27 protein-coding genes are annotated in these 24121 nt (G+C 66.3%); 13 read left to right on the top strand and 14 right to left on the bottom strand.

Going from position 1 to position 24121, the window contains the following annotated elements; genetic code table 11:
- Window positions 1–17 precede the first annotated feature (17 nt).
- From O1W71_RS14725 to O1W71_RS14660, 14 genes are all read right to left on the bottom strand, one after another.
- Window positions 18–1058, bottom strand: coding sequence for a hypothetical protein (locus tag O1W71_RS14725; protein ID WP_269268581.1), 1041 nt, complete (start codon window positions 1056–1058; stop codon window positions 18–20).
- Window positions 1052–1714, bottom strand: coding sequence for a hypothetical protein (locus tag O1W71_RS14720; protein WP_269268580.1), 663 nt, complete (start codon window positions 1712–1714; stop codon window positions 1052–1054). The genes O1W71_RS14725 and O1W71_RS14720 overlap by 7 nt, the downstream gene beginning before the upstream one ends.
- 9 nt (window positions 1715–1723) lie before the next feature.
- Complete coding sequence (locus tag O1W71_RS14715) at window positions 1724–2092, bottom strand: DUF3060 domain-containing protein (RefSeq protein WP_269268579.1); 369 nt, start codon at window positions 2090–2092, stop codon at window positions 1724–1726.
- Window positions 2093–2096: 4 nt separating this feature from the next.
- On the bottom strand, window positions 2097–2537 hold the full coding sequence (locus tag O1W71_RS14710) for a hypothetical protein (RefSeq protein ID WP_269268578.1): 441 nt from the start codon (window positions 2535–2537) through the stop codon (window positions 2097–2099).
- The gene (locus O1W71_RS14705) at window positions 2534–2881 is read right to left on the bottom strand and encodes a hypothetical protein (protein WP_269268577.1); all 348 of its coding nucleotides are present in this window, start codon (window positions 2879–2881) and stop codon (window positions 2534–2536) included. Before O1W71_RS14705 ends, O1W71_RS14710 begins: the two co-directional genes overlap by 4 nt.
- Before the next feature lie 58 nt (window positions 2882–2939).
- Window positions 2940–3161, bottom strand: a complete 222-nt coding sequence (locus O1W71_RS14700; RefSeq protein WP_242085723.1) for a hypothetical protein — start codon at window positions 3159–3161, stop codon at window positions 2940–2942.
- A gap of 27 nt (window positions 3162–3188) precedes the next feature.
- Complete coding sequence (locus O1W71_RS14695) at window positions 3189–4073, bottom strand: hypothetical protein (protein WP_269268576.1); 885 nt, start codon at window positions 4071–4073, stop codon at window positions 3189–3191.
- Complete coding sequence (locus O1W71_RS14690) at window positions 4070–4945, bottom strand: type II secretion system F family protein (protein ID WP_269268575.1); 876 nt, start codon at window positions 4943–4945, stop codon at window positions 4070–4072. The genes O1W71_RS14695 and O1W71_RS14690 overlap by 4 nt, the downstream gene beginning before the upstream one ends.
- The gene (locus O1W71_RS14685; RefSeq protein ID WP_269268574.1) at window positions 4945–6570 is read right to left on the bottom strand and encodes an ATPase, T2SS/T4P/T4SS family; all 1626 of its coding nucleotides are present in this window, start codon (window positions 6568–6570) and stop codon (window positions 4945–4947) included. Before O1W71_RS14685 ends, O1W71_RS14690 begins: the two co-directional genes overlap by 1 nt.
- Before the next feature lies 1 nt (window position 6571).
- Entirely contained in the window at window positions 6572–7414 is an 843-nt protein-coding gene (locus O1W71_RS14680; protein WP_269268572.1) for a hypothetical protein, read from the bottom strand.
- A gap of 3 nt (window positions 7415–7417) precedes the next feature.
- Window positions 7418–8119 (bottom strand): SAF domain-containing protein, encoded by a 702-nt coding sequence (locus tag O1W71_RS14675; RefSeq protein WP_269268571.1) that lies wholly within the window; start codon window positions 8117–8119, stop codon window positions 7418–7420.
- Between the two features lie 235 nt (window positions 8120–8354).
- Window positions 8355–8672, bottom strand: a complete 318-nt coding sequence (locus O1W71_RS14670) for a winged helix-turn-helix domain-containing protein (protein ID WP_269268570.1) — start codon at window positions 8670–8672, stop codon at window positions 8355–8357.
- 47 nt (window positions 8673–8719) lie between these two features.
- A complete protein-coding gene (locus tag O1W71_RS14665) occupies window positions 8720–8845 on the bottom strand; it encodes a hypothetical protein (RefSeq protein WP_269268569.1) in 126 nt (41 codons plus the stop codon).
- A gap of 70 nt (window positions 8846–8915) precedes the next feature.
- On the bottom strand, window positions 8916–9641 hold the full coding sequence (locus O1W71_RS14660; RefSeq protein ID WP_269268568.1) for a hypothetical protein: 726 nt from the start codon (window positions 9639–9641) through the stop codon (window positions 8916–8918).
- Between the two features lie 263 nt (window positions 9642–9904).
- On the opposite strand from O1W71_RS14660, the gene O1W71_RS14655 reads away from it, so the two are divergent.
- The 13 genes from O1W71_RS14655 to O1W71_RS14595 all read left to right on the top strand — a co-directional run bounded on the left by O1W71_RS14655 (window position 9905) and on the right by O1W71_RS14595 (window position 24119).
- Window positions 9905–10150, top strand: a complete 246-nt coding sequence (locus O1W71_RS14655) for a hypothetical protein (protein ID WP_269268567.1) — start codon at window positions 9905–9907, stop codon at window positions 10148–10150.
- On the top strand, window positions 10147–11148 hold the full coding sequence (locus O1W71_RS14650; protein ID WP_269268566.1) for a conjugal transfer protein: 1002 nt from the start codon (window positions 10147–10149) through the stop codon (window positions 11146–11148). Before O1W71_RS14655 ends, O1W71_RS14650 begins: the two co-directional genes overlap by 4 nt.
- Window positions 11149–11175: 27 nt before the next feature.
- Window positions 11176–11487 (top strand): hypothetical protein, encoded by a 312-nt coding sequence (locus O1W71_RS14645; RefSeq protein ID WP_269268565.1) that lies wholly within the window; start codon window positions 11176–11178, stop codon window positions 11485–11487.
- A 68-nt stretch (window positions 11488–11555) separates the two neighbouring features.
- On the top strand, window positions 11556–12074 hold the full coding sequence (locus O1W71_RS14640; protein ID WP_269268564.1) for a hypothetical protein: 519 nt from the start codon (window positions 11556–11558) through the stop codon (window positions 12072–12074).
- Window positions 12075–12083: 9 nt separating this feature from the next.
- The gene (locus tag O1W71_RS14635; RefSeq protein ID WP_269268563.1) at window positions 12084–14594 is read left to right on the top strand and encodes an ATP-binding protein; all 2511 of its coding nucleotides are present in this window, start codon (window positions 12084–12086) and stop codon (window positions 14592–14594) included.
- Window positions 14591–16573, top strand: coding sequence for a hypothetical protein (locus tag O1W71_RS14630; RefSeq protein ID WP_269268562.1), 1983 nt, complete (start codon window positions 14591–14593; stop codon window positions 16571–16573). Before O1W71_RS14635 ends, O1W71_RS14630 begins: the two co-directional genes overlap by 4 nt.
- Window positions 16570–17850 (top strand): M23 family metallopeptidase, encoded by a 1281-nt coding sequence (locus O1W71_RS14625; RefSeq protein ID WP_269268561.1) that lies wholly within the window; start codon window positions 16570–16572, stop codon window positions 17848–17850. The genes O1W71_RS14630 and O1W71_RS14625 overlap by 4 nt, the downstream gene beginning before the upstream one ends.
- An 82-nt stretch (window positions 17851–17932) precedes the next feature.
- Window positions 17933–18220 carry a hypothetical protein gene (locus tag O1W71_RS14620; protein ID WP_234058043.1) on the top strand — a complete coding sequence of 96 codons (288 nt, stop codon included), beginning with the start codon at window positions 17933–17935 and terminating at the stop codon, window positions 18218–18220.
- Window positions 18220–20337 (top strand): FtsK/SpoIIIE domain-containing protein, encoded by a 2118-nt coding sequence (locus tag O1W71_RS14615; RefSeq protein ID WP_269268560.1) that lies wholly within the window; start codon window positions 18220–18222, stop codon window positions 20335–20337. The genes O1W71_RS14620 and O1W71_RS14615 overlap by 1 nt, the downstream gene beginning before the upstream one ends.
- A gap of 87 nt (window positions 20338–20424) precedes the next feature.
- Window positions 20425–20685, top strand: coding sequence for a hypothetical protein (locus O1W71_RS14610; RefSeq protein WP_269268559.1), 261 nt, complete (start codon window positions 20425–20427; stop codon window positions 20683–20685).
- A gap of 484 nt (window positions 20686–21169) precedes the next feature.
- Window positions 21170–22543 (top strand): hypothetical protein, encoded by a 1374-nt coding sequence (locus O1W71_RS14605; RefSeq protein ID WP_269268558.1) that lies wholly within the window; start codon window positions 21170–21172, stop codon window positions 22541–22543.
- A gap of 143 nt (window positions 22544–22686) precedes the next feature.
- Window positions 22687–23688, top strand: a complete 1002-nt coding sequence (locus tag O1W71_RS14600; protein ID WP_269268557.1) for a ParA family protein — start codon at window positions 22687–22689, stop codon at window positions 23686–23688.
- The gene (locus O1W71_RS14595; protein ID WP_269268556.1) at window positions 23685–24119 is read left to right on the top strand and encodes a ParB family protein; all 435 of its coding nucleotides are present in this window, start codon (window positions 23685–23687) and stop codon (window positions 24117–24119) included. The genes O1W71_RS14600 and O1W71_RS14595 overlap by 4 nt, the downstream gene beginning before the upstream one ends.
- Window positions 24120–24121: the final 2 nt, after the last annotated feature.

Below are 24121 nucleotides of genomic sequence, written 5' to 3'. Positions count from 1 at the left end.
TCGGTCAGCCAGGCTGTTCAGTCACCGTAGTTGGCGGTGTTGACAGACTGGAGCTCGCCCACGCGCACCTGGGCTGTCGAGGTGGTCATGGGCATCGCGATGTTCCCGCTCTCCCCTCCGCCGGTCCATTCGACGACCCAGGAGGTCGACGCGGACACGGTGAAGGTGCCAGAGCCGGAGGTCCGCTGGTAACGGAATCCGCAGGTCGGTGAATCGACAGCCAGCTGATCGGCCATGGCTGCAGCGTTGAAGGGCGTACCTACGCCGCAGTTGATGGTCTGGCCGTCACCCGACGACCACGTCAGCGAGCGAACACCAGCCGTCGCGGTCACGGTCACTCCCCCGTACGTCGCGGTACGAGACAGCGGCCCCCAGGTGCTCTCCGAAGTGCCATCAACCCACAGCCACACAGGGATCCCGACCCACGTGCGCCGATACGCGGCGGTGCCGATCGGATCATCGGAGTGGACCTTGCTCTCAGGTGCCATGCCGATCGTGATCGGCTCCAGCGTGAAAGTTCGCACCAGCATTCCCGCCGCTTGGGCAGGCGTGTATCTGCTGATCCCGGGAGGCGGAGCGTCCTGCCACGCAGAAACGAGGAACGCGTTGGAGGTCTCGCCTGGAGGGACATAGGGAGCGCAGTAGTAGTACGCGCCCACGTTCGGGCTCTTACCGTTCGGCGCGGGCCGCTGCGGGTCGTCGAGGGTCCAATAACACTGTTGCGAGTTGGACCACCAGTTGGAGCCGGTCGAGCAAGGGACCTCCTGTGCCTCGTAGAGGGTCCCTCCGTTTCCGAACCGGTCGCCACCGAAAGTCCCACCGTTCCACACACATGTCGACGGTCCAGGCGTGAAGCCAACTGGACCGGTCGTTCCATCACCAGAGCCCGGGTTGCCCGGTTGCTCGATCTCGATATCACACTGCTGGTGGCCCTCTTCGTCGATCCAGCAAGAGTTCGCCGAGGCCGACAGCGGATGAATCAACAGAGCCGCGCAGACCAGAAGGGCGAGCGCGACGGCCGATGCGAAGTATCTGAGCTGTTGCCGCCCGATTAGCATGTCGGCGCACCGTCCTTGCCCGTCAGAGACACCGACTCCTGGACCAGCCAGATGTGCTCGTTCTGCTCGTAGACCATGGTCCACTGGCGCGGGAAAGAACCCTTCTGGATCGCAGGAGGGGTCTGGCCTGCTGGGACCTCGATGTCCCAGCCCGAGTTATCTCCGCAGCCGTAGATGATTGCAGCTCCAAACTCGAACTTTTCCCCCGTCGCTGCGTTGGTCGTCTGCGAGGCATAGGACATGGCGTCGTTAGTCGTCCAGGTGGTGGGGCTTCCGGTCTTGTGCCAGCCGTTCTCGAGGTTGTGGGCCACCGTGTCACTGATGACCTTCTGCTCCGCACCACCCTGAACGAGGAATCCTCTTAGGTACTCCACGCCCAAGTCGGGATTCTCGTCCACAGCGAACGAGGCAACTAGGTAGTTCTCAATTGCCTTCGTCGCCGAGGTGATGGCTTCTTGCTGAGTCGTCGGTGCTGGGACCGGATCCTGAACAGGAGCCGCACCTGCAGTTGCGGTCGGGCTCGGGGACTCCGAGGTGGTCGGTGAGGCTGTGGCGCTACCTGTGGGGTCGGTCGGCGTGGTCGGGGTGCAGGCAGCCATCGCGATGGCGGCCGCGACCAGGAGGGTGATCGTGGCGGTCGTCTTGGTGGTCTTCATGCGTGGTTCCTAGTCGTCGATGAGTGCGGCGGATCCGGTGGCCTGGACCGGGAGGGGTCCGATCATCCAGAGGATACGTGGGGTGTATGCCATGTCGACGGTGACGAAGACCTCGTTGCCGTTGACGGTGACGGTGCCGGTGGCGCCGGCTGCGGTGATGTAGTTCTCTGCGGCCGAAACGGCTGCGGGGATGGAAAGGTCGAAGGCGTCGCCATTGACGGAGGTGCCGGTCGCTGCGTTGGTTCCTGCTCGGGCTGCTGATTGGGCGACGGTGAGTGCTTGTTGGAAGGTCTGAGTCTTGCCTTGCCCGTCGACGACGATTCCGGCGATGAAGATGAGCGCGACGAAGAAGCCGAGCCACATGGGGACGAACTTCATTGGATCACCTCTCTCGGTAGGGGTCGACGGGGCTGCTGGCAGTCTTGGTGATCGTGACCGAGCCGGGTACTCCTGGGAAGGAGATGTCGGAGGTCGCGATCGTGCAGGTCACGGTGGCGGTGACGGTGCCTGTTTGGCCGATGCCGGTGGTGAGGCCGTTGCCGCCAATCTCGACGTCGAGGTTGATGCAGGTGACGTTGCCGCCAAGGGCTGAGGTGGCAGCGGCTTGCGCGTGAGGTACGGCTTCTTCCACGGTCCGGGAGATGGATGCGTCTCGGGCGGCGGCGTAGGCGGCGGCTTGAACGGTGTTGGCTGCGGCGCCGCCGCGGCCAACCCAGACGATCAGTCCGATGAGTGTCACTGCAGCTAGGGCGAGGATGGTCCAGCCAGGGAGGTCGTCGAGATCTCCGGACTCATCGTGGATAATGCGGCGGATCGTCTTCATGGTGCCGGCACCCATCGTTCGATCGGCCCGGTGAGGGTGCGCTCGATGGCCGGGAGGGTGAGCCCTGGTATGAGGGAGACGGGCTGGCCGGTGACGGTGACGGTCACTGTGTCTACGGTGCGGTTGATGGTGACGTTCGTCCCGGTGAGGAAGCCGGTTCCGTCGAGCAGTTGGTTAGCGCTGGCGATGCCGGCGGCGGAGTCGGATTCGTAGGCGCGAGCGACGGTGTAGGCCGCTTGTGTGGCGACGTTGGCCGCGTCGTTGCCGAGATACCAGGTGCCCAGCTGGAGGCCCAGCAGCACCAGCAGGACGCTGAAGAAGGCGAGGACGGGCGTGGAGGCCATCCCGTCTTCTTTGGCCAGCGTCCTGCTGGTGCGTCGGAGCCAGTTGCGCATCGTGCGATCAGAACCCGTTGAGGCGGTCCTGGATGTAGCCCTGACCCCAGGTGAACAGCATGGTCGCGATCGCGATCGCCGCTGCGCCGCCGACGGTGATCCAGATCGCTTTCCAGGCTGCGTCGTCGAGTCCCGATTCGGGCTCGTCGGTGAGGCGGTCGATGCCGTCACGGACCCGGGCCTGGGTGACGATGACCGCCTTTGTGACCTTGTCGCTGATGGTGCTCATTGGTGTTCCTTTCGGTGTGGGTGGTGCTCAGAGGGTGGTCAGTTGGAGGACGGAGGGAACGATCATGAGGGCCATGATCGGGATGAGGGTGCAGAAGACGGGGATGTCCATCTTGCTGGTGACCCTCTCGGCAGCATCTTTGTCGCTGGCTGCGACTTGCGCACGGAGCATGTCGCAGGCGGGGAGCAGCTGCTCTCGGAGGCCGACGCGTGCTTCGGAGAGACGCATCGTTCTGGCCATGTCGATCAGGGCGGGTACTCCGACGCTGACTCCGAGCCGCTCGAGGGCATCCCATTTGCTGGTGCGAGTGAGCTCGGCGGCTTGGTACTCGCGGCGGATGCGGCGGAAGACCCAGGAGTCGGAGACGGATGCTGCGGACATCAGCGCAGCGTCGGCGGTGGTGTTGCCGAGGAGAGCGACGGCGACCAGCTGCAAGTAGACGGTCACGAACCGGGTGAACTCGCGGCGGGCTTCTTTTGCTTTGGTGCGCACGCTCGAGTCGGGGATGATCCAGAACACGAACGCGAGGATGGGGCAGAACAGCAGCGGCAGCGGAAAGCTGAGGCCGGCGATTTGAAGGAGGGCTGCGAAGCCGAGCGGGATGCAGAACCCGATCGCCGCCATCTTCAGCTTGTCGGCGTAGAACTGCGCGACGGGGATCTCGAGGAGGTCGAGCTCTGCGGTCGGCGCGGTGAAGAAGGGGATGCCGGGGGCGCGCCGTGAAACCCAGGCGCCGGCCTTGTCCCAGCCGGCGAGAGCTTTGGCGGGTGTCGCGTTGGGGATGGACACTTCCCCGAGTCGGGTGAGCGCGTCCCCGGCGCGGATGGTGCGGGGGGCGTAGTTCAGGAGAAGCAGTGCCAGGCCGGCTCCGGCGATCAGGCCGGGGATGGTGGCGAGGAGTAGCGGGTTCATCGTTCGACCTCCGCGGCGGTGGAGCTGAGAACGATCCGCGGCTCGGGGCGGACTCTGGTCTGCGACTTCGCCCAGACGAGGATGAGGACGAAGATGCCGATGATCACCAGGAGCGCGATCTGCCCGACCGGGGTGCGGTAGAAGGCGATGGTGGGGGTCTGGGAGAACACGACCAGGCCGGCGAGGACGATACCGACGATGCCGGTCATGATCTGCATGGTCCGTCGCGGCTTCTCACGCTCGTTGAAGATCTCCATGCGCTGCTTGGCTTGGACGGCGAGCGTGTCGGCGACGCCGGAGAGCGCGCGGGCGAGGCCGCCGCTGTTGAACTGGGCGGCTTGGATCAGGTAGATCGTGACCTCGTCGACGTAGGCGCTGTCGAGCTCGTCAGCGAAGGCTTTGAAGGCTTCGGCTGCCGACCATGAGGTGGACATGCGGGCGTGCAGACGGTCGACGGCGGAGCGGAGCAGCGGCGGGGTTGCGCCTCGGGTGATGCCGATGACCTCGCGGAGGGTGTACTTGCCGGTTTCGGCGGTGGAGGCCAGCGAACGGGCCCAGGCTTCCAGCGACAGGATGAGCTGCTGTTCGCGGGTGTCCTGCTTGCCGAGGAGCAGCGGGAGACCGACGATCGCGGCGGGGATGACGACCAGGAGTAGCGGGATCCCGGTGAACAGGGCAGCCACGAGGCCGACGGCGGCGCCGATGAGCAGCCGCGTCCGGGTTGGACGGCTGACGCGACGCCACCGCTGGGCGAGGGTGGCCTGCGTCTTGGCGCGCTTGGGTGCTTTCTCCGGTGCGGGGCGGAAGTAGGCGACGACCATCACGATGCCGGCGAGCAGGATGGCTCCGGCGATTGCTGCGGGAAGGATCATCAGAACTCCCAGGGGATTCCGTTGACGCGGCTGGCGCGGGCGAGCATGGGCAGCAGCTTGAGGTTGCTGGGCTTCTCGGGTTCGACGTAGGTGTCGTGGTCCCAGTCCCACTGGAAAAGCTTCGACGCCATGGGTTCGCCTCGGTCGTTGGGTACGACCTCGGCGACTTCGGACACGATGCGGGTGCGGGTGCCGTCGGGGTTCTCGATGAAGTCGAGGTAGATGATGATGTCGATGCTGCGCAGGATCTGGCGGAGCGGGACGGTGTCGGTCGCGAGTCCGTACTCGCTCATGAGCATGTCGGCGAAGCGGTGGATGGCGTCGTCGGCGCTGCGGGCGTGGATGGTGGACACGGATCCGCGTCCGGCCTGCATGGCCTTCATCGCCCACCCGGATTCGGGACCGCGCATCTCGCCGAACAGGATGCGCTGGGCGGAGGAGCGCAGGGATTCGTAGAACGCGTCGGCGAGGCTGTAGGAGGCGGTCACGTCGCTGCCGGCGAACATTGCGGGGCTGTACTGGAGGTCCTGCACCTGCGAGTGGCGGGGCCCCTTGTTCAGGTAGAGCTCGCGTTCGGTTTCGATGGTGACGATCTTCTCTTCCCAGGGGACGGTCGCCATCCATGCGCGGAGGAAGGTGGTCTTTCCGGTTCCGGGGTATCCGGCGATGAGCGCGGAGCAGTTGGCTCGGGCGGCGAGTGTGAGGAAGGTTCTCATCTTCGCGGTGAGCGTGTTCTTGCCGACCAGGTCGTCGAGATCCACGTCGACGAGGTTGTGCTTGCGGATGGTGAGGTTGGGGACACTGGTGTTGGGGACGCCGGTGGCGGAGAGCCGGGCTCCTCCGATGTCTAGGTCGAGGTGCCCGCCGGGACGGGAGAAGTTGCGTCCACGCCAGGATGCGATGTCGGACACCATCTGCTCGAGGTCGGCGCCGTGTTCTGCCAGGGCGGGGCGCTGTTCGCGGCGGCCCGTGGTCTTGGTAACCATGACGTTGTCGTGGCCGACGACGCTGACGTCCTCCACGTCGGGTTCGCGCAGGTACTGCTGCAGCCGCCCGTATCGGAAGACGTTGTCGAAGACGGCCTGGACGTGTTGGGCGCGTTTGCGGGGGCTCCACTCGTTGTCGCTCCCGAGGTTGACCACCCGCCATTCCGCGTGGCGATCGACCATCCGGGTCATCTCTCCCAGCGACTGCTCTTCGAACGGGGTGTCCGGACCGGCGGGGGCGGTCGCGACGTCGAACTCGGCGCGGGTGCGGCCGGCTCCGTCTTCGTTCAGCGTGAGTTGCTTGGTGAGGGTGTCGACAACGGTCCAGTCGACGTCCTCGAGGAAGGGCTCCACGACGGTGGCCGGCGCGACGCTCGCCGCGCGCCGGGTCGTCGGCGCAGGCGGTGTGGGCATCTGGTAGTTGTCGGGAAGCACTTCGGCGGTGGGTTCAGGTGGCAGAGGGCGTTCATCTTCGGTGACGCGGTGCAAGTGGGTGCGGCCGGTGGCCGCGGCGAACAGGTGCGGGTTCTCTGCCGCAGCGTTGCCGCGCAGGTTGGTCTGCGGTGAGGGTGCGGTCAGCATGTCGCCCAGGAAGGGGCGGGTGCTGATCTGCACCTCGGGGACGGATTCGTCGCTCATGTCAGCTGGCGCTCCGATCGAGGTCGCTGTATCCGATGATGGTGCCCAGCCCTGCGATGACGCTGCGGATCTTCTGCCTGTACGCGTTGCGGTTGGGCTTGGGGTCCGGGCGCCCCACCGAGAAGGTCGCGGCCCCTTGAGGGTCGAACGGGAGTGTCGCGAGGACGGGAAGAGTGTTGGAGGCGAAGTCGGATGCCGGGATCTGCTCGGCTGGCGCTTCGTTGAGGAGGAGGAGGAACTTCTCTGCGTTCCCGACGCTCACGCCGACGCGTTGGGTCAGGTCTGTTCCTTCGAGGCGGCGGTATAGACGGTTCAGGTCGACCATCGTGGAGTTCGCGCAGATCAGGACGCGGTCTGAGGTATCGATCAGGGGAAGGCGAACGTCGTCTCGTCCGAGGCGGCCGAGGTCGATGATGACGTCGATGCCGGCTTCGGAGAGGGAGCGGAGCAGTTCGGGGAGCCGGACCCAGAGTCCGCTGACCCCGTCGGCGATCCCGAGGTGGAAGAACCCGGGGACGATCCAGAGCTTGTGGCCGGCGGGGATGGTGGGGATGGGGGCAGCCTTGATCGGGGGCAGTTCGTGCACGGCGATCGCGAGGAACCGTTCGGGGTCGAGGAGGTCCTCAGGGGTGAGGACGCCGCGGCTGTAGGCGAGTTGCAGCTTGTCGATGCCGCCGAGCTCAGGGAGCAGGTTGGATCGGAAGAATCCGGGCATGGCGCTGGTGACGGCGTTCGTGTCGGCTTCGATGACAACGACGGGGCGTGGCCAGTGGACACCGAGGGCGAGGGCGGCGGTGCTGACCCCTGGGGATCCGCTGACGCTTGTGAGCGTGATGACGGCCACGGGTCAGTCTCCGGGTGCGAGGTAGATGGCGACGGCACCGGCGGCTGCCTGGCTGGCGACGTTGGCGGCGGACCGGGCCTCGACATAGACGTCGACGATGACGGTGCCGGTGGTGCTGGTGGAGGCCCGCACCTGTGACACGGTGCCTTGGACGGTGGTGGAGGGGTCGACAGTGGTGATTCCGCCGGTGGCTGCTTGTGTGGCCACCGGAACGATGACCACCTCGTCTCCGGCGACGAGAGTCTGCGCGGGCAGTTGGCTGCTCTTGAGCTCGAGGCCGACGAGCGCCTGGCCGGAGGGGACGGGGAGGCTGGTGGTGAGGTCGCTGTCGGTGATCATGCCGCCGGCGGCGATGTCGTTGGCGGCGATCTTGCCGAGAACCTCGTCCGCGCGAGCGACGGGGATGGCGGCGGTGGTCTGCCCGGCGGCGAGGGCGATCGTCGTCAGGTCGTCGCGCTCGATGGTGTCTCCCCGCTCGATGGTGTGCGCGGAGACGAAGACCTGCTGTGTGTTGCTGGCGGTCGTATAGAGGAATGCGCCGCCGATCGCGCCGATCAGGATGAGCACGATCGCTGCGGCGAGCCAGATACCCGACCGGCGGGTGCGCACGGGGGTGATCGCGGCCTGGCTGCTGGCGTCTTGTCCGCGGGCGCGGGTCTTGTCCGATTTGGGCTCGGCCGGGGCGGTGCTGGTTGCTGTGCTCACCGTCGTCCTTTCGCAGGTGTCTACCTACAAGGGGTGGGAGCTTTCCAGCTGAGTCGACAGATTCATCGGCCCGATTGCTCGAGCCTCCCGCCCCTGAGTCTGTGGGGGACACAATAACAGCTTGCGATGATCATCGAAGGCTTAGAGGTGGGTGATGTGATTAACAATCTGGTTGATCAGATCAGCCTGTCCCCCATTCGGGGGACAGGCTGATCATGTCGGGGAAGAGGTGCGGTCACTCTCCGGTGAGCGTCAGCGACACGCCTCTGAGCAGCTGCTGCAGGACGTCGTGGTCGACCCTCCAGAGGATCCGGTTGTACCCGGACGCGGTCCCCGCGCGGGAGGGATCGGTCTCGGCGATCAGGACGCCGGCTTCCACAAGAGGCTGGATGTGATGAGTCAAAGTGCTGCGGGCGATGCCGAGCTGCTCCATGAGCTGCCCGGCGGTGACGTGGCCATGTTGGTACGTGATCCGGATGATGCCGGCGCGGGATGGTGATAGTCCAATCGTCTTGACCAGGTCGTCGACGAGCTCGGGGGCATGCTCGGGCATGCACGCCATTGTGCCAGGCCTGATCGCCGCCCCCCAGGAGGTGGGTGTCACCAGTACATGGATGAGTCGGCGAACTCTGCGGGGGTCGGGTCTGGCAGGTCGGGGTATCGGATCTCGCAGCTGAGGTCTTCGATCAGCGCCTCGTACTCGTCAGCGAACTGCTCAGGTGTCACACAGAGTGGGTGCTGGGCGGCGAAGTCGTGCGCTCGATCCCATGCGTGGCGACGGTACTCCGAACTCATCTCACAGTCCGTCCCGGACGGCGCCTGCGATGCGGGCGCGGATACGGTCGGCGCGCTTGCGGAGGCAAGCGATGCTGAGGCCGAGGTCTTCGGCGATCGCGGCGTGCTTCTCATCGCTGAGGGCCGTGCGTGACAGCAGGGCGACTTCCTCGGTGGTGACGAGGTTGTTGTCCAGCGCCCAGGTGAACAGCTCGGCGAGGCGCTCTTCGGGGGTCGGCTCCGGCGTCACCCAGGCTCCTGCCTCTGCCTCGAGTACGTCGGTTGCGACGGGTGTGGTGCGGTCGGCGATGATTCGATCGTTGGCGCTCTTCTCGGGGGCGAGGATGCCGAGCATGTTCATGGTGAGGTTCGCCATGACGCGGCCGCGCAGGTGGAGCTTGTAGCGCTGGATGGATTCCCACGCGGCGCCGATCGCGTACCCGACGCGATCGTGACGGTCGAAGTCGTCGAGGGAGCGCACCCGGTGTGCCATGCGCTGCGCGGCGGGGATCAACGCCTGGAGGAGGACCCGCTCGGCTGTGCGGTCACCACCGTGCGCGAGGGTGACGAGTTCGTAGAGGACTGCGTCCTGAGCGGCGTTCTTGCTGGCGCGGATCCTCTTGAGGATGGCTGCCGAGGTGGCAGTTCCGAGGGAACCGAACTGGTGCTCCTTCTCAGCGATCAGCGTGGTCCATTCAGTGTTCAAGCGGGTCATCAGCGGCGCCGGCCGCGTGCTGGTGAGCGACATGGGGACTCCCGGGTTGAGGGTTGTGTTCCCACCCGACGGTCCTCACGCGATGTGTACCCGAGCGTGTATCGGAGTTGGTGCCGACGGGATCTTCCACAACTCGGTGAGCACGTATTTCCCCGGAATTGCGCGGCACGAGGGCGTGTATCGGGGAGCCGTGAAAGAAATCTGGCGAGTTTGTCCACTTCGCCTCTCTGCGCCCACCCCTTGTAGGTGAGGGGGCTGAACCGCCTCTCGCAGACCACAGGAACGAGGAGAGCGAGATGAGCTCACGTGAGGGCCAGGACGACGCGGTCATCGGCGCCGATCTGTTGGCGCAGCTCCAGGACAACGCGACCGTGCTGGGCGTGTTCGACGAGGGGCAGGACATCGCCCTGGACCTGCATGAGGAGCTGTTCTCCCCCACCACCCGTCAGCGGGCACTGGCGTTTTTGAACTCCGACCGCTACCAGGACGCGGCATCCAAGTTCCTCCGCCTCAATGGCGGCGTCGCCGAGGAGGCATCATGAAGTTCCGCAAGACTGCGGCGGCGTCCGCCGGCCCGGACGCCGCCGCGCCGGTCGCGCAGCCGGCTGCACAGGGAAGCAGCTGGTCGCACGGGCGCTCGCTGTCACAGAAGGCCGTGACGGGGCTGCTCTACTTGGGGCTCGCGTGTGGGGTGCTGGCGCTGGGGATGCAGCTGCTGCTGCCTCCTTCCAAGCCTGCGGCGGCCGTGGTCGCCGCTCAGACCGGGCTGACGGTGCAGCAACAGGAGGCGGGCGCGTACGCGACGTCATTCGTCGGTGCGTGGCTGGGGGCTACCCGACAGCAGCCGGGTGCCCTGTTGGACTACATCGACGACTCGGCGACATCGTTGCTCAGCGAGCAGGCGTGGGCGTACCGAGATCTCAGTGTCGTGTCGATTGACCCGATCGAGGACGCGGGGACCGTCTCCGTCGTGGTCGCCGCGAACGTCGAAGAGTACGACATGACCTCCGACCAGGGCACGACGTTCTGGCCGCGCAGGTACTTCTCGGTCGCGGTTCGAGTCAGCGATGCCGGCATGACGGTCCTTGCTCTGCCCACTCCGGTGGCGGCGCCTGCTCATGACGCATCGACCGTGCAGCTGTCGTACACGAAGACGGTGTCGCCGAACACCTCTGCACGCACGACAGTGGAGTCGTTCCTGGGCGCGTATCTCGCCGGTTCCGGTGACATCACCCGGGTGATCTCGCCGGGCTCCACCATCACCGCGATCGACCCGGCGCCGTATCAGGAGCTCAAGGTCACCGACGTGCGCAGCGATCGCACTCCATCGGACAGTCCCGCCAACGGTGACGTGGTGCACGTCTTCGCCACCGCGGACGTGTCCAGCGCGACCGGTCAGCGGCTGACCACGACCTACGCCCTCACCCTCACCGCGAGGGATGGGCGCTGGGAGACGACCTCGGTCGATCTCGCACCACAGGAGCGCTCGAAGGGAGCGACCTCCAAACCCGCCACACCCACCCCGACCCCCTCGCACTGAGCGGGCACCCCGAAAGGAACAGCACTCATGGAATCTCTCTCCGACTGGCTCATCGGCCTCTTCGGCACGTGGACGACGGTCGCGCAGGCCGCGGTCATCTTCCTCGCCATCATCGTCGTGATCGGTGTCGCCATCATGACCAACCTCAAGTGGGGCAAGATCATCGTCACCGGCCTGGCGGCCGCGGTGGTCGTGATGCTCGTCAACGGCGGCATCCAGCTCTTCTCCGACCGGCTCAACACCGAGGTCAACTCGGCCCCGGCATCGCCCGCGGTGCAGCTCACCGCTGACGCTGCCGGCGTCTGGGGGATTCCGGAGCTGACCGCCCCGGCGGTGTGACCGTGCCGCAGGAGGAGATCGCCCGCTTCTACACGCGGTCCCGCCGATTCCCCAAGATGATCGGCCGGATGAACGACGGCAGCCGCATTCCCGGCGGCCCGTACACCCTCACCCAGGTCGGGGTGGGCGGGGCGGTGCTGCTGGTGATGCTGGTCACCCGCGGGCTGCTGTGGAGCACTGGCGAGATCCTTCTTGACCTCCTCGTGACCGCAGGGGTCGCTTTCGCCGCCACCTGGCTGGTGGGGCGAATACCGATGACGCGACGCAATCTGCTGTTCGCGTTCCTCGATGGAGCGGCGGCGATGTTCAAGCCGTTCGGGGGGAAGTACCAGGGGCAGACCATCCGGCTCGCGCAACCGCACGCCGCAGGTGGCGCCACCCAGGTGCTCTCCCCCCGGCCGGCGCGGCGACCTGTTCCCTCCCCGCTCGCCGCAGAACCGGCGAGGAAGGCGACCCCGGCGCCCGCCCCGCAGCCCCGCCGTCAACGCCGCGACATGGCGCCCACTGCCGCAGCGGCGGCCGCGTCGCACCGCCCCGAGACCGGGGTGGAGCGGCTGCTCGCTCAGATCCACTCGACCAGCAACTAGGAGACTGTGATGCAGATCCCCGCCGCCGCATTCGCCGGCAACCTCACCTGGACTCGCACCGGGACGATCTGGGCGACTTGGCGACTCCAAGGGCTCCCGCATGGCCTCGGCACCGATGAGATGCTGCAGCTGGTTCTCTCGCAGCATCAGGCCCTGTTCCAGTCGCTACGTGGCGAGGCTCTCCTTCTGGGGTACTGCGCCGCCACGGATCCCGTGGACATCGTTGACAAGATGCTCGCCGGCGTCGACATCCGCGATGCTCCCGCATGGGCTGAGGAGTGCGCCCTGACACTGGACTCCCTCGAGGAGATCTCCCTCGGAGAGCGCGTCTACTGGCTGTCGATCCCTCTCGCGGCAGGCAACTGGCGCACCCGCTCCCGCGCGGCATGGCGCGCCGGGTTCGACCAGTTCCGCGAGCAGTTGGCGTTGCCCCGCAGCGTCCCCACCAAAGCTGAGGTCACTGCGGCGATGGCCGCTGCGACACAGCTCGAGCACCGCATCCCTGCCGGCTTCCACGCCCGCCCAGCCACCGTCGCCGAGCAGGTTTGGATCGCGCTGCGCTCGCAGCACCGCGGCCTGGTCGCCGACGGCGCCGCACCCGATGAAGCAGCAGGGATCGACGAGGTCCCGGCCACCCAGCTGCCAACTGCGATGCCGCGGCCATGGCTGGACGAGGGAGGCCAATCCGACCTCTCCCCCAGCGAGCTCAAGAGGTTCCTCCCGTTCAACCGGCGCTACCTCAAGGTGCAGAGCCCCTACTCGGAGGAGCCCAGCTACCAGGTGATGCAGGCTGTCGTCGCCGGCCCCAAGGGTGGCTGGTTGATGCCCGGCGTGGAGTGGATCAGCCGAGTCGAACAGTACGAGGTCGACGTCGATTGGGCGATTCGTCTGACGGTGACCCCGGCCGAGGCGGTCAAGCGCCGCAACAAGCGCGCCGAAGAGCAGCTCATCGACCAGGTGCAGCAGCAGTCAGGCACCAATGCGATCACCGGCAGCGGCTCGGATCTCGTCGAGATCGGGGAGACGCTGGCCGCCTACCACGCCTCTTTGAACGCCTCCGACAAGGAGGTCGAGGTCGAGGCCACGGTCATCTTCGCCGTCGGCGGGGAGACGGCAGACATCGCCCAGGCACGGGCGCGTTACGTTGCGGCGGACTACAAGGCCAGCGACTTCCTCCTGGAGGCGCCGCTCGGCGGTCAGGAGGAGCTGTGGTGGGCAATGCAGCCGGGGACCCCCACCTCGAGGATCGTGCGGGATCTTGCACAGATCACCACCGGCAGAGAGTTCGCCTCCGGTCTTCCCATCGTGAGCTGCTTCCTCGGTGACGACCGTGGCATCCGCCTCGGGGACAACATCACCACCGGCCGCCACACGCCGATCCTGATCGATCTGCATGGCAACATCCGCGCCGACTCGTCGGGATCCTTCGGCGTCGTTTCGGAGCTCGGCGGCGGAAAGAGCGTCCTGCTGAAGACGATCGCCGGCGACGTTCTGGACCGCGGCGGCCGCATTGTCGCCATCGACCGCACGAACGCGCGCGAGTATGCGACTTTCGCCCAGTCCCTGACGGGCGCGCAGGCGCGAGTCGTCGACATCCTCGAACCAGAGTGGTCCTTGGACCCGATTCGTGTCCTCGGCCCGGATAAGGGCGCGCGCATGGTGCAGTCCCTGTTCGCGCTGATGCTGAACGTCGATCCCGTCGAACCTCGCGGAGTCGAGCTGTCCCGGCTGTTGGAGGCCGAGTACATGGCCAAGAACGGGATCACCAGCCTTGGCTCGCTGATGACTCACCTCGCCGAGCTCACCGACAACACGATCGCCACCGAGCTGCTCCACCTGATCCGCGTCGTAGCGACCAAAGACTTCGGCAAGGTCCTGTTCGACGAGACCATCCCTGCGCTGGATCTGAGTGCAGACGCCATCGTCTTCACCACCCGCGGGCTGCCCTTGCCGGATCGCGCGGAGGTGGAGAAGGAGCACCTGTTCAAGCAGCTGCCGCTGGAGAAGAAGTTCGGGCGCGCGATGTACGCGGTGCTCACCCAGCTGACCCGTGAGGCGTGCTTCATGGACATCTACCGTCTCGCCCTGGCGGTGTTCGACGAGGCCCATCACATCACCGCGAGCCGTGACGGTGAGGCCGAGCTGCAGACGTTCTTCCGCGACGGCCGCAAGCACGGCGCGGCCGCCGCCGTGGGCTCTCATGATCCTGCCGACTTCGGCGACGAGGTGACCCGCGGCCTGATCAAGATCAGGTTCGTGATGCGCCAAACCGACGAGAAGCTCGCACGACGCGCCCTGGAATGGCTCGGCCTCCCGGTAACTGTCGACACCGTCCGCGAGGTGACCCAGAACCTCAGCCCGATGGGGGCGGACCGTCAGGTCGCACCGGAACGTCGCGGCGAAGGAATCATGCGTGACATCCGCGGCCGCTACGGCAAGTTCCGCAAGACCCTTCCGGCCAGACCAGAGCGGCGCCAGGCGGTCATGTCCACGCCCTCGACCCCAGTGGAGTCCCGGTGATCTCCTTCTACGCCTCCTCGTTCCACACGCTCTCGTCGTGGGCTCTCCGAGCGCGCGTGTGGGCGCATCTACACCCGTGGAAAGCCCGGATCCTCCTCACGGTGCTGCTGCTGGTCTACTTCAACGTCGTCGCAGCTCAGGCAGCGCACGCCTCCTGGCTTCTCCCGGAGGGCACGGAGTTCACCGACAGCCACGGCGTGCCCATCGAACGGTTCGCGACGATCAACGTCAACGCCGGCGATATCTGGTCGCCGGGGAAGGTGATAGCCAACTTCATCGTGCAGCTGGTCTGGATGATCCAGTACTACATCACCACGGCGATCATCTGGCTGTTCAGCTTCATGCTGTCCTTCGAGTGGGTCTCCTGGCTGGCGACGCCATTCAACGCGCTCGCCACTTGGATGCAGGGCGAGCTGTCCGGCATTGGTTGGATCCCGTTCGCGCTGACCATCGCGGCACTCGTGGGAGGCGCAGCGATCCTGTTCGGTAAGACATCCGCGGGCATCTGGGAGATCGTCATCGCGCTGGTGATGTCCGTGCTCGCGGTGGGCATCCTCGCCAACCCGGTCGCAACGCTGACGGCCACCGGAGGGATGCTCGACAAGGCGCAGGAGTGGGGTGGATCGCTGGCCGGCGCGATCGTCGTCGACGACACGCAGACCTCCGCCGACGTCGACACGATGTCGGCAGCTGTGACCTCACAGCTCGTGGACGTGTTCATCCGCATCCCTCACCAGGTGATCTCCTACGGCATGGTGCTCCCCGACAACTGCCAGGAGCCCTACACGCAGGCCATGAGCGCATCCGATCCGATCACCGGAATCTTCTCCGGCGCGTACGCCAACTTCGATAGCTGCCTGCCCGACTTCGCGAAGTCCGTATCGGACAACCCTGGCGGGCTGAACATCATGTTCGCGTTCGTCAATGCCGGCGGCGTGGCCACGCTGCTGCTGTTCGCTCTGGCAATCACCGCCCTGCTGATGGTGTCGGTGTTCTTCTTCCTGGTCGCCGCGGTGAAGTCGATGTTCCTCGTCTACCTCGCGATCCTCCCGGTCAACCGCGAGCCGCTGTGGCGATCAATCAGCGACTCGATCATGGGGCTCATCAGCCTGATCGTGATGACCTGCTTGCTCTCGCTCTACCTCAAGCTGACTACCTGGATCATGACGGCAAGTGGCGGGATCCCGCACAACTTCCGCATGTTCCTGCTGTCGATCCTGCTGATCATCATGGTGGTGCTGATCTGGCGGGCACGACGCGCGACGCTCAAGGCCGGCCGGATGGCCGCCGGACCGCTGAGCCGCCTTGGTCTGGGAATGAAGAGCGGACCCAAGGACGCCAACGCCCTCTTGAAGATGGGCGCGGTCACCAGCATGGCCAAGAACGCATACGACTTGTTCCACAAGGACGGGAAGAAGCTGCCCGCGGAAAAGCCGGCTGCCGCCCTCCCCGAACCCGACCCGATGGTGCTGCGACAGGTCCCCGACCCGCAGCGCACAGCACCGTCACGCCCCGCACTCACCAGTGGCAGCGGCGCCTCGACCGGGTCGGGATCAGTCCCTACCGGTAGCCCGGGCGGACGTCCTCACGGGGGCTCTGCCGCCAAGAAGGCGATCTCGGCGGGACGAGTCACCGTCAACGTCGCCAAGGGTGCCGCCAGCGGCGGTGTCGCCGGCGCCGCCACGGCAGCAGGGGTAGAGGTGGCCAAGGGTGTTGCCGGGAAGGCAGCACGAGCTGGAGCCGACCGCGCTACGAAGGGTGGCGCAGATCTCGGCGAGCTGAAGGTGGTGAAGGTCCAGGAGTCGCCGAGTCGGATCGAGGTCGATAACAACGGCGTCGCAACCGCCCGTCGACGCCCCGCAGCTCCGGTGCACGACGTATCGTCGTTGCCTCCGCGGCCTGCTGCGGTGTCCCCGCGTGCGGAAGCACGGCGTCGTGAGCTCGAGGCATTCCGGCCGAAGGAGCTCGCATCACGATGAAGAAGCTCGCTCTCATCGCCGCCACGCTCGTCGTAGCCCTCGTTCTGGGGCTCGGCGGGTTCGTCGTCGTCGCGATGGGCGCGCTGTCCTCCTCAGCCGCGGCCGCCGGCAGCGGGGCGAGCGGGTGCGTTCCCGCGGAGATCGCCTCCACCCGGCCGACTATCTCCGCGACGAACTCCCCCGCACCCGCGCCAGCGAGGACGGGCACGGCGGCCTCGGCATCATCCTCTACGACCGCCCCGGACTCCCTGGAGATCCCTCGCGGTAGCGGCACCGTGACGCTGAGCAGCAAGCAGTTGGCGATCGCCACGGCGATCATCACCGTCGGCCGTCAACTGGGGATCTCCGACAAGGGCGTGAAGGTCGCGTTGATGACGGCTCTGCAGGAGTCGGTGCTGCGGATGTACGCCAACAGCAGCGTCCCCGAGTCGCTCACCTACGACCACGACGCTGTGGGCAGCGACCATGACAGCCTCAATCCCTTCCAGCAGCGCGCCGGATGGGGATCCGTCGAGGAACGGATGAACCTCGACTACTCGATCCGCGCGTTCTTCGGCGGCGCCGACGGCCCGAACGGTGGCTCACCGCGCGGCCTGCTCGACATCGACGGGTGGGAGAGCATGGCACCGGGGGTTGCCGCGCAAACCGTCCAGGTCAGCGCCTACCCCGACGCGTACGACAAGTGGGAAGCCGGGGCGGAGCAGCTGATCAGCGCCCTCGGCGGCGGGATCGCCTCCGGATGCGGCACGGGGACGATCAGCGGCGAAATGGCCCTCCCCCTCGACCAGCCGTACCAGATGACCAGCGGGTACGGGCCCCGCGACATCGACGTCGAGGGGGCCTCGACCTGGCATGCCGCGATCGACCTGCAGAACTGGCCGGGCAACTGTGGCGCACCCGTCTACGCCATCCTTCCCGGCACGGTCACGCTCAGCAGCGCCCTGTGGCTCTCGATCAAGCACGCCGATGGGTTCGTCGTGTCCTACCTCCACATGTACAAGTCGGATCGGCTCGTCGACGTCGGCGACCAGGTGGTAGCGGGACAGCAGATCGGAAAGGTCGGGAACGTCCCTCCCAGCGGAGGGTGTCACCTCGACCTGCGCATCAACGTCGCCGACAACACCAACCCGCAGGTCGCGCAGCTCACCCTCTCCCAGAACGAGACACGGATGGCTCCGGCGACCCGACCCGAGCATCAGAACTTCGTCGACCCCGAGCAGTTCATGCGCCTGTGGGGAATCGAAGTGTGCCCGGACGACTGGTGCAAACGGCTATGAGCGCCAACGGGTTTGTCGACTCCTCGACCCAGACCAGACCCCTTATGGAGTGAACGCGCATACGCGCAGCAGGGAGCACCACATGAACACCGACGATGACCGCACGATGCTGATCCTCACCCTCCCCATCCTGTTGTTCCTGCTGGGTCCGGGGATCCTCGCTTCCTTTCTCCCCGACGTGCGCGGTGCGCTCCTGCAGGCTCACCTGCTCGTCGACGAGAACGTGCTGATCCCGATCGCCGACGGCATCGGTCTGGATCTCGCCCGAGTCGTGATCCTGGCCGGGCTCCTGGTGGGGCTGCTCACCCTCGGCGCGTGGGCTATCAAGAGACACCACGCCGCCCGCGAAGAGAAGTCCGGGGGCCGCTGATGTCCTCCCGGACCGCGATCACCTCACTCCCCCGCACCAACCCGCCCATCCTGGCAGTCGGGTCGCTGCTGGCCGCCGGGCTCGTGCTCGTCGGTGTTGGCGTGATCCTCGAGGTGCCCACAGGCCTTCTCGTGCTCGCAGGCACAGCCGCAGTACTGATCGCCGCGGCCGTCATCACCACGCATGTAAGGTCCACTCGGCGACAGGAGGCGGTCGATCTGTGCCTGCTGCGGATCTACGGCGCTCTGGGGTGGCCTGCGCCCGCCAGAGAGCACCTAGTGGCCTCTCGATGGCGGGGAGGATGGTTCGGGCGTCCTACGCGCGTCCTGGTGCGTTACAACCCTGTCTCCGACGAGTCGTTCCCCGAGATCCTCGGGGAGACCAAACGGGTCGTGGAGCGGGCGTTCGACACCCGGTACAAGCTCGGCAAGCACAAGCCCCGCAAAGGGTGGTTCCAGCTGAGCGTGAACCCCGTGGTCGAGGACACCAGCAAGGACGCCCAGATCGAGCGTGTGAACACGGTGATCGCGAAGACGTTCGGCGGCGACGCGAAAGCGAACCCCAAGTTCGTCGACGAAAAGCTGCGCGAGATCACCGTCCGCTACGAAGTCACCCCCCGCCTGTCCTCGAGCGCCTTGCGTGCGCGCATCGAGTCGCAGATCTCCGCGGTGCTCGACGGCCGATGGAGGGCCTTCTGGGACCTGCAACACGACACCGTCCGCTTCGAAGTGCGCCCGGACCTGTCCGGGGTCATCTTCAACCCCAACATCGCACCGGCCACGGTCGACCCGCTCGCGACATACGACGACCTCAAAGTGCCGTTTGCCGTCGACGAAGACGGAAACACCATCTACTGGCGGCCCAAGCGCGACCCACACGGCCTGATCACCGGGAAGACCGGCGCCGGCAAGACCGTCGCAATGCTCGGCATCATCCAGTACCTCGCCGCACAGGGGTGGGAGATCTGGGGCATCGACGGCAAGCGCATCGAGCTGCTCGGCCTACGTTCCTGGCCCAACGTGCGCCTCATCGCCGGCCGCATCGACCACCAGGCTCGGGTCGCCCACGAGGTGTTCCGCACCATGCAGCAGCGCTTCGAGGACTACGAGAGCGGGCGCGTCCGCCTCGAGGACTTCACCCCCGTGCTGTTCCCCATCGACGAGTTCAAGACGTTCAAGAACGCCGTCACCCGCTGGTATCGCACCGTGAAGCCCAAGGGCCCCGGCACACAGCCTCCCGTGCTCGAGGAGATCAGCGATTTCATGTCCCTCGCCCGAAAGGTGCGCATGCACGCCCTCCTGGGCCTGCAGCGCCCTGACGCGGAGTTCCTGACCGGTGACATGCGCGACAACTTCGGGTTCCGTGCCTCGTTCGGACGCCTCTCCCCCGACGGTGCTCAGATGATGTGGAACTCGTACTCCATCGGCGTCACCGTACCCGTCAACGCCAAGGGCCGAGGCATCGCGTACGACGACCACGGCACTCCCGTCGAGATCCAGGCGTACTGGACTCCCGACCCTTACCAGACCGAAGCCGAGCACCCCGAGAACTGGGTGTTCCCTGACGACCTGAAACTGGTCGAGCAGATCACGCCGAAGCAGACCATCCACCAGCTGATGGCCGTCGTCGATCCCGAAGACCAGGCCGACCTGGACGGGACCGGGGTTGAGGGCGTCCCGGACTACAACGACTACATGGCGGCCCGGATCGTCGAAGCCGGCCGCGCGGCCGAGATCCAGCGGAAGGCTGCCGGAGTCTTCACCGGCCTCGACGACGACACAGTCGCGAAGCGCATTGCCGAGCTCGAGCGCATCCAACGAGAAGAAGCCGAACCTGAGCTCGACGACACTGAGGAACTCTTCCAGGGCTACACCCAACCCGACGAGCTCGTCGTGGAAGAAGTACTCGACGACGAAGGCACCCTCGCCCGCCAAGGCCTCCTCGCCCTCATCGACCCCGACACCAACAGCTGGGGCCTCGTCGAATCCGCCGAGTACGACGAGCTCGACGAGGGATACATCGCCTTCACCTACCGCGACTACGAGACCGGCGAACCCGGGACCCTCTCCCTCCCCACCGACGGCACCATCACCGTCCGTGCACCGGAAACGACGTGACCTACGTGGCTACCGCTGGCAAGGAGAATTGCGACACGCGGGTGTCGCCCTATGGAGTTAATCCCAGTACTGGGCTTTACTGTACGCATGACCGACGTTTCTTCCGACCGACCGCGGCGTGCGGTTCGACGTCGAGAGCGCGGCACGATGATCAAGCCGGTCGCCCTCACCTACACCGTAGAAGAAGCCAGCAAGGATCGTTTCGAGGCGATCGCCGCCCGTTCTGGTCTCTCCGCCGCTCTCTTCTTCGAATCGGTGGTGGAGCATCTCGAGCTCACAGACCAGGGCATCCCCCCATGGGTGCCCCCGCTCTCACGCGACGGGGAGTTGCCTATCGACACGGCTTAAAAAGGTGGACCCCCCGCCGAAGCGAGGGGTCCAGGTCTCTGTGGTTCCGAACTGATCAGTTTGCCGACGTCCAGTTCGAACTAGTCCTTCAAGATTCGCGACTTGCCGGTCGCAGCTCTTGTCGTATTCGCCGGGAGGCAACCCGGACTTTTGTTGTGCCCTCAACCGCGCTGGAGGAGGTGACCCCATCGTAGCTCAAGCACATATATATGCACAGCATTCACAGCCGAAATCTGCAAGCAGTTTGCAAGAAAAATGCAAGCAGATTTCGCCTGAGAGCCCGTCGTTCGCTGGGCTGACCCCTCAGACGGCTTCTTCTAGTGCACCCGAGGGGATCTGCACCTGCCTGAGCAGGCCCGCACGCAATCGCTCTAGCACGGCTGCCCCGCCGTCGCCGTGTGGCGCTGGTGTGCACAGGTGGAGGCGCCCCCTTGCCTCGCCTACGCCGGCCACAGGGGCTGGGGCAGCTTCGCCGGAGCCTCCCTTGTCCCGTTCCTGGTCTCTGCCCGTCGCTGACGGTGCCTACAGCCGGATTGTGGCCTGGCAGTCGCCGACGTCATGGCTTGCTCTGGTCCGTCGCATGCTCGCGTCGACGCGCGGTGAACAGCTGCGCGGGAAGGTGAAGATCTCGGCCGACACGGTGCTGCGTGTCGCGCAGATGGAAGCGCAGTGCGCAGACCGGCTCACCGGCCGCGGCGTCACCACCTCCCATGCGTCCGTCGCCCGGCAGCTGGGCATGTCCGATCGCACCGTCGGCACCGCCAGGCGGCTACTGGAGAAGCTCGGCCTCGCCGTGACGGTCGTCATGGGTCGGCACCTCTCCCCCGCCGAGCGTCGGCAGGCCAAGCGCGCGCACGGTGGATACCAGGAGGCCGCAGCATCCGTGCGCGCCATGACCATCCCCGAACCCAGCCGGCCTGTGGAGAGTTTCCACCTACCGCGCAGCGGTTCAGTTCTTGAGGAATCTCACGATCAGAGATGGTCACCAACGCGCGCCCCAGCGCGCGAGACGGCCGCTCCGCGGCCGAAGCTGAGACGAAAGAGTCGATCTCGCCCCCAGCCCCCGAGGTCGCCTCGCCCGATCGCGCTGCAGGAGTTCGCTTGGAGAATCGCTCGCAACTACGGCCTGCACACCCCCGGGCCCGCCACCACGCCGGGTGCTCTCTACGGCGCCCGCCACATCGGGCAGCTGTGCAACATCCTCGAACGTCACCGGATCACGCCTGACCGCTACACGCTCGAGACACTGCGCGCCGAGCTCGACGACGCACTCGCCGCCGCACGGATCCGTCCGCTCGACAACGCCGACAAGCGCGATCGGCTCGCGCACTTCGCCTGGATGCTCGGAAAGCTGCAGGCCTTCACGCACGGCGAGACCCGGCACGAACGCCAGCTGCGGGAACAGGAAGAACGCGTCAAGGCGCGCACCGTCGCCGCCGACGAGGCCCGGACCAGGGCGGCCGAGGAGGCAGAAGCGCTCAAGGCCGCGGAAGCAGCTCGCGCGGCCTTCTTCGCAGAGCACCACCGCTCCCCCACCCGACGCAGGAACTCATCGACCGCATCACGCGTCCACGCGATCAAGACGCTCGTCACCACGCTCGTCGGCCCCTCCCCCCTGCACCAGCAGTCCAGAGAGCTTCAGGAGCTCGTCGGCGACATCACGATCCTGGAACGGCTCCTCGTCGAGGCCGGCTGGATCCCGTCTCACGATCCGACCCGCAAGTGTGCCCGCTGGGAGTACGGCACCCATGTGCTCACGGTCGAGCTCCAGGGCCAGCACGCGCGTGTCGCGAGCCCGTCCACCACGCTCCCCACACCCATCGCCGAGCAGCTCCACCTGGTCGCCAACCGCCAATAACGGCAATAACAGTAAAAACGGGATACACGCTGATACCGGATATTGCGTCAACGACGGGATACACGTTATATTCGTTAAACACGCGAATGCGTGTATTACGTGCAACAACGGGAATCCCGTCATTAACGCTGGAGGATGAGCGAGTGGCAGCTCAGGGACACGTGGTCGACCACGACTTGCTCAGCAGAGTCCTGGCTATCGAGAGCCTGAAGGGGGGAGTCGGGAAGACGACCCTCGTCTCGAACGTCGGTGGATACTTCGCCCTCGCCGGCGCCCGAGTACTCCTCGTCGACCTGGACCCGCAGGGGAACCTCGAGGACGACCTCGGTTACTCGGACGACGAACGCAACGACGGGGGAGAGTCGCTCGCCAAGGCCATGATGTTCGGAGGCACCGTCCAGGCGATCACCGACGTCAGGCCCAACCTCGACGTATGGGCCGGCGGGGGAGCGCTGCACAACGTCACCGCCGCGCTGAGCGCGGAGATGGGACGCAACCCCACGGGCGCCAAGCTCGCCCTCGCACGGATCCTCGAGCCCGTCGCCGGCGACTACGACTTCATCTTCCTCGACTGCCCGCCGGGAGACGGCGTGCTGCAGCTGGCGGCTCTGTCCGCCGCGCGATGGGTGCTCGTGCCCAGCAAGACCGACATGTCCAGCATCAAGGGCGTCGCCAAGGTCGCCGAGCGCATCGACCAGGTCCTCGACGTCAACCGCGACATCGACCTGCTGGGCGTCGTCCTCACCGACGTCGGCACCGCCACGGCGCGCAAGGACGGCGCCGTGCACATCCGCAACGCGGAGAAGGACGCCCGCCACGCGCTCGACGAGATGTTCGGCGTCGGAGACGACAACGGTATCGGCCGAGACATCGTCTTCCACCGGACGGTTCGTCACAGCGAAGCCGTCGCGAGCCAGGCACGTAACGCCGGTCTCCTCGCCTACGAGCTCGACGTGCGCGCCAAGGACGAAGCCAAGGCAGGCATCGCCTGGTGGAAGATCCGCAGCGGTGAGTTGAAGAACAAGCAGCTGACGAGCTCAACTGCCGGCTCAGTCGCCGGCGATCTTCGAGCGATCGCGCAGGAGATCAACGACCGGCTCATCGCCGCCGAATCCCACCCCGAGCTGGAAGGAACACACGCATGAGCGACGACGCCCCCCTCGGCATCACCGGGCTCGCGCCTCGGAAGGTCGACCCGAAGAGCATGATCGCCCGCAACCGCCCCGCACCCACCACAGATCCAGCCCCCGCCGCACCCGCCGAAACGGCTCCTGCAGCCCCTGAGCGCCCTGCAAAGGCTCCCGCGGCACCACGGCGCCCCCAAGCCGCACGGAAGCCCGCAGCGGCCACCAAGAGCGAGCAGGCACGCGTCAACACGTACATCGACCCCGATGCCCGCTCCCGTGCCGTTGCGACGTACAAGGCGACCGCGCACCTCGAAGGAGACGAGTCCTTCAGCGCGTTCGTCGAGACCGCGCTGCTGAACGAGTCAATCCGACGTGAGCAGCTGCACAACGACGGGGAGCCGTTCGCGGCCAGCGGCCAGCTGCAGCGCGGTCGACCCGTGCGCGGCTGAAT

This window comes from Microbacterium sp. H37-C3 (genome assembly GCF_027157935.1).
Lineage (GTDB): Bacteria > Actinomycetota > Actinomycetes > Actinomycetales > Microbacteriaceae > Microbacterium > Microbacterium plantarum.
This window is presented reverse-complemented; position numbering and strand designations above follow the sequence as displayed.

Excerpts from the sequence above, each read along its gene's own strand:
- O1W71_RS14625 (WP_269268561.1), top strand. The coding sequence starts at position 16,570 with ATGAAGAAGCTCGCTCTCATCGCCGCCACGCTCGTCGTAGCCCTCGTT.
- O1W71_RS14610 (WP_269268559.1), top strand. The coding sequence starts at position 20,425 with ATGACCGACGTTTCTTCCGACCGACCGCGGCGTGCGGTTCGACGTCGA.
- O1W71_RS14650 (WP_269268566.1), top strand. The coding sequence starts at position 10,147 with ATGAAGTTCCGCAAGACTGCGGCGGCGTCCGCCGGCCCGGACGCCGCC.
- O1W71_RS14695 (WP_269268576.1), bottom strand. The coding sequence starts at position 4,073 with ATGAACCCGCTACTCCTCGCCACCATCCCCGGCCTGATCGCCGGAGCC.
- O1W71_RS14700 (WP_242085723.1), bottom strand. The coding sequence starts at position 3,161 with ATGAGCACCATCAGCGACAAGGTCACAAAGGCGGTCATCGTCACCCAG.
- O1W71_RS14715 (WP_269268579.1), bottom strand. The coding sequence starts at position 2,092 with ATGAAGTTCGTCCCCATGTGGCTCGGCTTCTTCGTCGCGCTCATCTTC.
- O1W71_RS14595 (WP_269268556.1), top strand. The coding sequence starts at position 23,685 with ATGAGCGACGACGCCCCCCTCGGCATCACCGGGCTCGCGCCTCGGAAG.
- O1W71_RS14655 (WP_269268567.1), top strand. The coding sequence starts at position 9,905 with ATGAGCTCACGTGAGGGCCAGGACGACGCGGTCATCGGCGCCGATCTG.
- O1W71_RS14660 (WP_269268568.1), bottom strand. The coding sequence starts at position 9,641 with ATGTCGCTCACCAGCACGCGGCCGGCGCCGCTGATGACCCGCTTGAAC.
- O1W71_RS14705 (WP_269268577.1), bottom strand. The coding sequence starts at position 2,881 with ATGGCCTCCACGCCCGTCCTCGCCTTCTTCAGCGTCCTGCTGGTGCTG.
- O1W71_RS14710 (WP_269268578.1), bottom strand. The coding sequence starts at position 2,537 with ATGAAGACGATCCGCCGCATTATCCACGATGAGTCCGGAGATCTCGAC.
- O1W71_RS14670 (WP_269268570.1), bottom strand. The coding sequence starts at position 8,672 with ATGCCCGAGCATGCCCCCGAGCTCGTCGACGACCTGGTCAAGACGATT.
- O1W71_RS14690 (WP_269268575.1), bottom strand. The coding sequence starts at position 4,945 with ATGATCCTTCCCGCAGCAATCGCCGGAGCCATCCTGCTCGCCGGCATC.
- O1W71_RS14685 (WP_269268574.1), bottom strand. The coding sequence starts at position 6,570 with ATGAGCGACGAATCCGTCCCCGAGGTGCAGATCAGCACCCGCCCCTTC.
- O1W71_RS14640 (WP_269268564.1), top strand. The coding sequence starts at position 11,556 with ATGAACGACGGCAGCCGCATTCCCGGCGGCCCGTACACCCTCACCCAG.
- O1W71_RS14645 (WP_269268565.1), top strand. The coding sequence starts at position 11,176 with ATGGAATCTCTCTCCGACTGGCTCATCGGCCTCTTCGGCACGTGGACG.
- O1W71_RS14615 (WP_269268560.1), top strand. The coding sequence starts at position 18,220 with ATGTCCTCCCGGACCGCGATCACCTCACTCCCCCGCACCAACCCGCCC.
- O1W71_RS14725 (WP_269268581.1), bottom strand. The coding sequence starts at position 1,058 with ATGCTAATCGGGCGGCAACAGCTCAGATACTTCGCATCGGCCGTCGCG.
- O1W71_RS14620 (WP_234058043.1), top strand. The coding sequence starts at position 17,933 with ATGAACACCGACGATGACCGCACGATGCTGATCCTCACCCTCCCCATC.
- O1W71_RS14635 (WP_269268563.1), top strand. The coding sequence starts at position 12,084 with ATGCAGATCCCCGCCGCCGCATTCGCCGGCAACCTCACCTGGACTCGC.
- O1W71_RS14720 (WP_269268580.1), bottom strand. The coding sequence starts at position 1,714 with ATGAAGACCACCAAGACGACCGCCACGATCACCCTCCTGGTCGCGGCC.